General features: G+C 54.0%; 2 protein-coding genes, 2 tRNA genes and 3 rRNA genes. All 7 read left to right on the forward strand.

What is annotated here, in order from left to right; translation table 11 throughout:
- Positions 1-74: 74 nt before the first annotated feature.
- The 7 genes from aptA to rrf all read left to right on the forward strand — a co-directional run bounded on the left by aptA (position 75) and on the right by rrf (position 8,799).
- The gene (gene aptA, locus ACA073_RS03450; RefSeq protein WP_497401665.1) at positions 75-1,424 is read left to right on the forward strand and encodes an omega-aminotransferase AptA; all 1,350 of its coding nucleotides are present in this window, start codon (positions 75-77) and stop codon (positions 1,422-1,424) included.
- A 64-nt stretch (positions 1,425-1,488) separates the two neighbouring features.
- Positions 1,489-2,982, forward strand: a complete 1,494-nt coding sequence (locus ACA073_RS03455; protein ID WP_497401667.1) for a CoA-acylating methylmalonate-semialdehyde dehydrogenase — start codon at positions 1,489-1,491, stop codon at positions 2,980-2,982.
- 627 nt (positions 2,983-3,609) lie between these two features.
- Positions 3,610-5,146: ribosomal RNA gene (locus ACA073_RS03460) — 16S ribosomal RNA — on the forward strand.
- An 82-nt stretch (positions 5,147-5,228) separates the two neighbouring features.
- A tRNA-Ile gene (locus ACA073_RS03465) sits at positions 5,229-5,305 on the forward strand.
- Positions 5,306-5,333: 28 nt separating this feature from the next.
- Positions 5,334-5,409 (forward strand) — tRNA-Ala (locus ACA073_RS03470).
- Between the two features lie 236 nt (positions 5,410-5,645).
- A 23S ribosomal RNA gene (locus tag ACA073_RS03475) occupies positions 5,646-8,537 on the forward strand.
- Positions 8,538-8,683: 146 nt separating this feature from the next.
- Positions 8,684-8,799: ribosomal RNA gene (gene rrf / locus ACA073_RS03480) — 5S ribosomal RNA — on the forward strand.
- Together the 16S, 23S and 5S rRNA genes with 2 tRNA genes alongside form the textbook arrangement of a ribosomal RNA operon.
- Positions 8,800-8,875: the final 76 nt, after the last annotated feature.

Here is an 8,875-nt window from a genome sequence, read left to right on the forward strand (position 1 = left end):
TTATCCCCGTGGCAATTTAGCTGCAAGAACGCTTTTCATCTCCACGCCGCTTATTGCCCTGCGAGGTTTTGCCCATGAACTTGCCTGAAAACGCCCCGAATTCCCTGGCCAGCCAGCTCAAGCTCGATGCTCACTGGATGCCCTACACCGCCAACCGAAATTTCCAGCGCGACCCGCGACTGATCGTGGCGGCTGAAGGCAGTTGGCTGACGGACGACAAGGGCCGCAAGGTCTACGATTCGCTCTCCGGTCTGTGGACCTGTGGCGCCGGGCACACTCGCAAGGAAATCCAGGAAGCGGTCGCCAAGCAGTTGGGCACCCTCGATTACTCACCGGGCTTCCAGTATGGCCACCCGTTGTCGTTCCAACTGGCGGAGAAAATCACTGACCTGACGCCGGGCAATCTGAATCATGTGTTCTTCACCGACTCGGGTTCCGAGTGTGCGGATACCGCGGTGAAGATGGTTCGCGCTTACTGGCGTCTGAAAGGCCAGGCAACCAAGACCAAAATGATCGGTCGTGCCCGTGGCTACCACGGTGTGAACATTGCCGGCACCAGCCTCGGCGGCGTGAACGGCAACCGCAAAATCTTCGGTCAGGCGATGATGGACGTCGATCACCTGCCGCACACCTTGCTGGCGAGCAATGCCTATTCCCGTGGCATGCCGAAAGAGGGTGGTATCGCCCTGGCGGATGAACTGCTCAAGCTGATCGAGTTGCATGACGCTTCGAACATCGCCGCTGTATTCGTCGAGCCAATGGCCGGTTCCGCTGGCGTGCTGGTTCCGCCTGAGGGTTACCTCAAGCGTCTGCGCGAGATCTGCGATCAGCACAACATCCTGCTGGTGTTCGACGAAGTGATCACCGGTTTCGGCCGTACCGGCTCGATGTTCGGCGCCGACAGCTTTGGCGTGACCCCGGACCTGATGTGCATCGCCAAGCAAGTCACCAACGGTGCGATCCCGATGGGCGCGGTGATTGCCAGCTCCGAGATCTACCAGACTTTCATGAACCAGGCGACGCCGGAGTACGCCGTGGAGTTCCCGCACGGCTACACCTACTCCGCGCACCCGGTGGCTTGCGCCGCGGGCCTGGCAGCGCTCGACCTGCTGCAAAAGGAAAACCTGGTGCAGAGCGTGGCCGAAGTCGCGCCGCATTTCGAAAATGCGCTGCACGGCCTGAAGGGCTCGAAAAACATTATCGACATTCGTAACTACGGTCTGGCCGGCGCGATCCAGATTGCCCCGCGTGACGGCGACGCCATTGTGCGTCCGTTCGAAGCGGGCATGGCGCTGTGGAAAGCCGGGTTCTACGTGCGTTTCGGCGGCGACACCCTGCAGTTCGGCCCAACCTTCAACAGCAAGCCGCAAGACCTTGATCGTCTGTTCGACGCGGTCGGCGAAGTGCTGAACAAAATCGACTGATTTTCCCTTCTATATAGAGGCGCCCTTTACAGGGCGTCTGTGGACAACTTTTCAGGAGCCCCGCATGAGCCTTATCCCGCATTTGATCAACGGCGAACTGGTGACCGAAGTCGGTCGCACTGCCGATGTGTTCAACCCGTCTACCGGTCAGGCCATCCACAAGCTGCCATTGGCCAGCCGCGAAACCATTCAGAAAGCCATCGATTCGGCGAAGGCTGCGTTCCCGGCCTGGCGTAACACACCACCGGCCAAGCGCGCTCAGGTGATGTTCCGCTTCAAGCAACTGCTGGAACAGAACGAAGCACGCATCGCCCAACTGATCAGCGAAGAGCACGGCAAGACGCTGGAAGATGCTGCCGGTGAACTGAAGCGCGGGATCGAGAACGTTGAGTTCGCTTGTGCCGCGCCGGAAATCCTCAAAGGTGAATACAGCCGTAACGTCGGCCCGAACATTGATGCCTGGTCGGACTTCCAGCCGTTGGGCGTGGTTGCCGGGATCACCCCGTTCAACTTCCCGGCGATGGTGCCGCTGTGGATGTATCCGCTGGCAATCGTCTGCGGCAACTGCTTCATCCTTAAACCGTCCGAGCGTGATCCAAGCTCGACGCTGCTGATTGCTCAGCTGTTGCTCGAAGCTGGTCTGCCAAAAGGCGTACTGAGCGTGGTGCATGGCGACAAGGCAGCGGTGGATGCGCTGATCGAAGCCCCGGAAGTCAAAGCGTTGAGCTTTGTCGGTTCGACGCCGATTGCCGAATACATTTACGCCGAAGGCACCAAGCGCGGCAAACGCGTTCAGGCACTGGGTGGGGCGAAGAACCATGCAGTGCTGATGCCGGATGCAGATCTGGATAACGCCGTCAGCGCACTGATGGGCGCGGCTTACGGTTCTTGCGGCGAGCGTTGCATGGCGATCTCGGTGGCCGTGTGTGTTGGCGACCAGGTGGCGGATGCACTGGTGGCCAAGCTGGTGCCGCAGATCAAGGCGCTGAAAATCGGTGCGGGTACTTCTTGTGGGTTGGACATGGGGCCGCTGGTGTCCGGTCAGGCTCGCGACAAAGTCAGTGGCTATATAGAAGACGGCGTTTCTGCCGGTGCTTCTTTGGTGGTTGATGGTCGTGGTCTGAGCGTCGCCGGTCATGAGGAAGGGTTCTTCCTGGGTGGCTGCCTGTTCGATAATGTCACGCCGGAAATGCGCATCTATAAAGAAGAGATCTTTGGGCCAGTGCTGTGCGTCGTTCGGGTCAACAGTCTGGAAGAGGCGATGCAACTGATCAACGATCACGAATATGGCAACGGTACCTGCATCTTTACCCGTGACGGGGAAGCGGCGCGGTTGTTCTGTGATGAGATCGAAGTCGGCATGGTCGGCGTCAATGTGCCGTTGCCGGTACCGGTGGCTTATCACAGCTTTGGCGGCTGGAAGCGTTCGCTGTTCGGCGATCTGCATGCGTATGGCCCGGACGGCGTGCGCTTCTATACCCGTCGCAAGGCCATTACCCAGCGTTGGCCACAGCGTGCGAGCCATGAAGCGTCGCAATTTGCGTTCCCTAGCTTGTAAGTAGAAGGGAAGAAAGCCGAGCCCCTTGGGGCTCGGACTTCGTGTTTCCGGGATTTTCTGACCTATATGACAGAAATGTGAAAATAGTGGTTGACGGCAGATTCTGGAAGTCTATAATTCGCCCCACTTCCGGCGCAGTCGAAACGGAAAACTCCTTGGTAAACAAAGAGTTACGCAGTTTTCGGCAGCGAGTTGCTTCAGATCATCGAAGCCCAGAAGGAGTTGGTAAGGCAGTGTGTTTTCGCCTTATTGACGGTTCGATCGTCTCGGTCGAAAGCGGAGAAAAAGAGGTGTTGACAGCAGCGAGTAACGCTGTAGAATTCGCCTCCCGCTAACGAGAGATCGGAAGCGCAAGTGGTTGAAGTTGCAAAGGAAACTTTGAAAACTTCGGAAAATAACCGCTTGACAGATACAGAGGGCGCTGTAGAATGCGCGCCTCGGTTGAGACGAAAGATCTTAACCAACCGCTCTTTAACAACTGAATCAAGCAATTCGTGTGGGTGCTTGTGGAGTCAGACTGATAGTCAACAAGATTATCAGCATCACAAGTTACTCCGCGAGAAATCAAAGATGTAACCAACGATTGCTGAGCCAAGTTTAGGGTTTCTTAAAAACCCAAAGATGTTTGAACTGAAGAGTTTGATCATGGCTCAGATTGAACGCTGGCGGCAGGCCTAACACATGCAAGTCGAGCGGTAGAGAGAAGCTTGCTTCTCTTGAGAGCGGCGGACGGGTGAGTAATGCCTAGGAATCTGCCTGGTAGTGGGGGATAACGCTCGGAAACGGACGCTAATACCGCATACGTCCTACGGGAGAAAGCAGGGGACCTTCGGGCCTTGCGCTATCAGATGAGCCTAGGTCGGATTAGCTAGTTGGTGAGGTAATGGCTCACCAAGGCGACGATCCGTAACTGGTCTGAGAGGATGATCAGTCACACTGGAACTGAGACACGGTCCAGACTCCTACGGGAGGCAGCAGTGGGGAATATTGGACAATGGGCGAAAGCCTGATCCAGCCATGCCGCGTGTGTGAAGAAGGTCTTCGGATTGTAAAGCACTTTAAGTTGGGAGGAAGGGCAGTAAATTAATACTTTGCTGTTTTGACGTTACCGACAGAATAAGCACCGGCTAACTCTGTGCCAGCAGCCGCGGTAATACAGAGGGTGCAAGCGTTAATCGGAATTACTGGGCGTAAAGCGCGCGTAGGTGGTTTGTTAAGTTGGATGTGAAAGCCCCGGGCTCAACCTGGGAACTGCATTCAAAACTGACAAGCTAGAGTATGGTAGAGGGTGGTGGAATTTCCTGTGTAGCGGTGAAATGCGTAGATATAGGAAGGAACACCAGTGGCGAAGGCGACCACCTGGACTGATACTGACACTGAGGTGCGAAAGCGTGGGGAGCAAACAGGATTAGATACCCTGGTAGTCCACGCCGTAAACGATGTCAACTAGCCGTTGGGAGCCTTGAGCTCTTAGTGGCGCAGCTAACGCATTAAGTTGACCGCCTGGGGAGTACGGCCGCAAGGTTAAAACTCAAATGAATTGACGGGGGCCCGCACAAGCGGTGGAGCATGTGGTTTAATTCGAAGCAACGCGAAGAACCTTACCAGGCCTTGACATCCAATGAACTTTCCAGAGATGGATTGGTGCCTTCGGGAACATTGAGACAGGTGCTGCATGGCTGTCGTCAGCTCGTGTCGTGAGATGTTGGGTTAAGTCCCGTAACGAGCGCAACCCTTGTCCTTAGTTACCAGCACGTAATGGTGGGCACTCTAAGGAGACTGCCGGTGACAAACCGGAGGAAGGTGGGGATGACGTCAAGTCATCATGGCCCTTACGGCCTGGGCTACACACGTGCTACAATGGTCGGTACAGAGGGTTGCCAAGCCGCGAGGTGGAGCTAATCCCACAAAACCGATCGTAGTCCGGATCGCAGTCTGCAACTCGACTGCGTGAAGTCGGAATCGCTAGTAATCGCGAATCAGAATGTCGCGGTGAATACGTTCCCGGGCCTTGTACACACCGCCCGTCACACCATGGGAGTGGGTTGCACCAGAAGTAGCTAGTCTAACCTTCGGGAGGACGGTTACCACGGTGTGATTCATGACTGGGGTGAAGTCGTAACAAGGTAGCCGTAGGGGAACCTGCGGCTGGATCACCTCCTTAATCGACGACATCAGCTGCTCCATAAGTTCCCACACGAATTGCTTGATTCATTGAAGAAGACGATAAGAAGCAGCCCGAAATTGGGTCTGTAGCTCAGTTGGTTAGAGCGCACCCCTGATAAGGGTGAGGTCGGCAGTTCGAATCTGCCCAGACCCACCAATTTTTGTGTGGGAACCTGTAGCAATACGGGGCCATAGCTCAGCTGGGAGAGCGCCTGCCTTGCACGCAGGAGGTCAACGGTTCGATCCCGTTTGGCTCCACCACTACTGCTTCTGTTTGTTGAAAGCTTAGAAATGAGCATTCCATGGTGATCATGGTGAATGTTGATTTCTAGTCTTTGGCTAGATCGTTCTTTAAAAATTTGGGTATGTGATAGAAAGATAGACTGAACGTTACTTTCACTGGTAACGGATCAGGCTAAGGTAAAATTTGTGAGTTTAATCGCGAATTTTCGGCGAATGTCGTCTTCACAGTATAACCAGATTGCTTGGGGTTATATGGTCAAGTGAAGAAGCGCATACGGTGGATGCCTTGGCAGTCAGAGGCGATGAAAGACGTGGTAGCCTGCGAAAAGCTTCGGGGAGTCGGCAAACAGACTGTGATCCGGAGATGTCTGAATGGGGGAACCCACCTAACATAAGTTAGGTATCTTAAGCTGAATACATAGGCTTAAGAAGCGAACCAGGGGAACTGAAACATCTAAGTACCCTGAGGAAAAGAAATCAACCGAGATTCCCTTAGTAGTGGCGAGCGAACGGGGACTAGCCCTTAAGTGGCTTTGAGATTAGCGGAACGCTCTGGAAAGTGCGGCCATAGTGGGTGATAGCCCTGTACGCGAAAATCTCTTGGTCATGAAATCGAGTAGGACGGAGCACGAGAAACTTTGTCTGAATATGGGGGGACCATCCTCCAAGGCTAAATACTACTGACTGACCGATAGTGAACTAGTACCGTGAGGGAAAGGCGAAAAGAACCCCGGAGAGGGGAGTGAAATAGATCCTGAAACCGTATGCGTACAAGCAGTGGGAGCCCACTTTGTTGGGTGACTGCGTACCTTTTGTATAATGGGTCAGCGACTTATTTTCAGTGGCGAGCTTAACCGAATAGGGGAGGCGTAGCGAAAGCGAGTCTTAATAGGGCGTCTAGTCGCTGGGAATAGACCCGAAACCGGGCGATCTATCCATGGGCAGGTTGAAGGTTGGGTAACACTAACTGGAGGACCGAACCGACTACCGTTGAAAAGTTAGCGGATGACCTGTGGATCGGAGTGAAAGGCTAATCAAGCTCGGAGATAGCTGGTTCTCCTCGAAAGCTATTTAGGTAGCGCCTCATGTATCACTGTAGGGGGTAGAGCACTGTTTCGGCTAGGGGGTCATCCCGACTTACCAAACCGATGCAAACTCCGAATACCTACAAGTGCCGAGCATGGGAGACACACGGCGGGTGCTAACGTCCGTCGTGAAAAGGGAAACAACCCAGACCGTCAGCTAAGGTCCCAAAGTTATGGTTAAGTGGGAAACGATGTGGGAAGGCTTAGACAGCTAGGAGGTTGGCTTAGAAGCAGCCACCCTTTAAAGAAAGCGTAATAGCTCACTAGTCGAGTCGGCCTGCGCGGAAGATGTAACGGGGCTCAAACCATACACCGAAGCTACGGGTATCACTTAGGTGATGCGGTAGAGGAGCGTTCTGTAAGCCTGTGAAGGTGAGTTGAGAAGCTTGCTGGAGGTATCAGAAGTGCGAATGCTGACATGAGTAACGACAATGGGTGTGAAAAACACCCACGCCGAAAGACCAAGGTTTCCTGCGCAACGTTAATCGACGCAGGGTTAGTCGGTCCCTAAGGCGAGGCTGAAAAGCGTAGTCGATGGAAAACAGGTTAATATTCCTGTACTTCTGGTTATTGCGATGGAGGGACGGAGAAGGCTAGGCCAGCTTGGCGTTGGTTGTCCAAGTTTAAGGTGGTAGGCTGGAATCTTAGGTAAATCCGGGATTCCAAGGCCGAGAGCTGATGACGAGTGTTCTTTTAGAACACGAAGTGGTTGATGCCATGCTTCCAAGAAAAGCTTCTAAGCTTCAGGTAACCAGGAACCGTACCCCAAACCGACACAGGTGGTTGGGTAGAGAATACCAAGGCGCTTGAGAGAACTCGGGTGAAGGAACTAGGCAAAATGGCACCGTAACTTCGGGAGAAGGTGCGCCGGTGAGGGTGAAGGACTTGCTCCGTAAGCCCATGCCGGTCGAAGATACCAGGCCGCTGCGACTGTTTATTAAAAACACAGCACTCTGCAAACACGAAAGTGGACGTATAGGGTGTGACGCCTGCCCGGTGCCGGAAGGTTAATTGATGGGGTTAGCTAACGCGAAGCTCTTGATCGAAGCCCCGGTAAACGGCGGCCGTAACTATAACGGTCCTAAGGTAGCGAAATTCCTTGTCGGGTAAGTTCCGACCTGCACGAATGGCGTAACGATGGCGGCGCTGTCTCCACCCGAGACTCAGTGAAATTGAAATCGCTGTGAAGATGCAGTGTATCCGCGGCTAGACGGAAAGACCCCGTGAACCTTTACTATAGCTTTGCACTGGACTTTGAATTTGCTTGTGTAGGATAGGTGGGAGGCTTTGAAGCGTGGACGCCAGTTCGCGTGGAGCCAACCTTGAAATACCACCCTGGCAACTTTGAGGTTCTAACTCAGGTCCGTTATCCGGATCGAGGACAGTGTATGGTGGGTAGTTTGACTGGGGCGGTCTCCTCCTAAAGAGTAACGGAGGAGTACGAAGGTGCGCTCAGACCGGTCGGAAATCGGTCGTAGAGTATAAAGGCAAAAGCGCGCTTGACTGCGAGACAGACACGTCGAGCAGGTACGAAAGTAGGTCTTAGTGATCCGGTGGTTCTGTATGGAAGGGCCATCGCTCAACGGATAAAAGGTACTCCGGGGATAACAGGCTGATACCGCCCAAGAGTTCATATCGACGGCGGTGTTTGGCACCTCGATGTCGGCTCATCACATCCTGGGGCTGAAGCCGGTCCCAAGGGTATGGCTGTTCGCCATTTAAAGTGGTACGCGAGCTGGGTTTAGAACGTCGTGAGACAGTTCGGTCCCTATCTGCCGTGGACGTTTGAGATTTGAGAGGGGCTGCTCCTAGTACGAGAGGACCGGAGTGGACGAACCTCTGGTGTTCCGGTTGTCACGCCAGTGGCATTGCCGGGTAGCTATGTTCGGAATAGATAACCGCTGAAAGCATCTAAGCGGGAAACTAGCCTCAAGATGAGATCTCACTGGGACCTTGAGTCCCCTGAAGGGCCGTCGAAGACTACGACGTTGATAGGTTGGGTGTGTAAGCGCTGTGAGGCGTTGAGCTAACCAATACTAATTGCCCGTGAGGCTTGACCATATAACACCCAAGCAATTTGACTACTCGAGAGAGCATCAGATTGCGGTGTGTGAAGACGCAATGAACCGAAAGTTCGAGAGCAACACACAAATCTATTGCATACCCAATTTGCTGAAGCGTCGAAAGACGGTTCGGTACCCGAATTTCTTGACGACCATAGAGCATTGGAACCACCTGATCCCATCCCGAACTCAGCAGTGAAACGATGCATCGCCGATGGTAGTGTGGGGTTTCCCCATGTGAGAGTAGGTCATCGTCAAGATTAAATTCCGAAACCCCTATCTGCGTATGCAGGTAGGGGTTTTGTTTTGTCCGCAGGAAAGTTCGTACAGCAACAC

The organism is Pseudomonas sp. LBUM1670, assembly GCF_059695695.1.

Coding starts and splice junctions, on each gene's coding strand:
- aptA (WP_497401665.1), top strand. CDS start 75: ATGAACTTGCCTGAAAACGCCCCGAATTCCCTGGCCAGCCAGCTCAAG.
- ACA073_RS03455 (WP_497401667.1), top strand. CDS start 1,489: ATGAGCCTTATCCCGCATTTGATCAACGGCGAACTGGTGACCGAAGTC.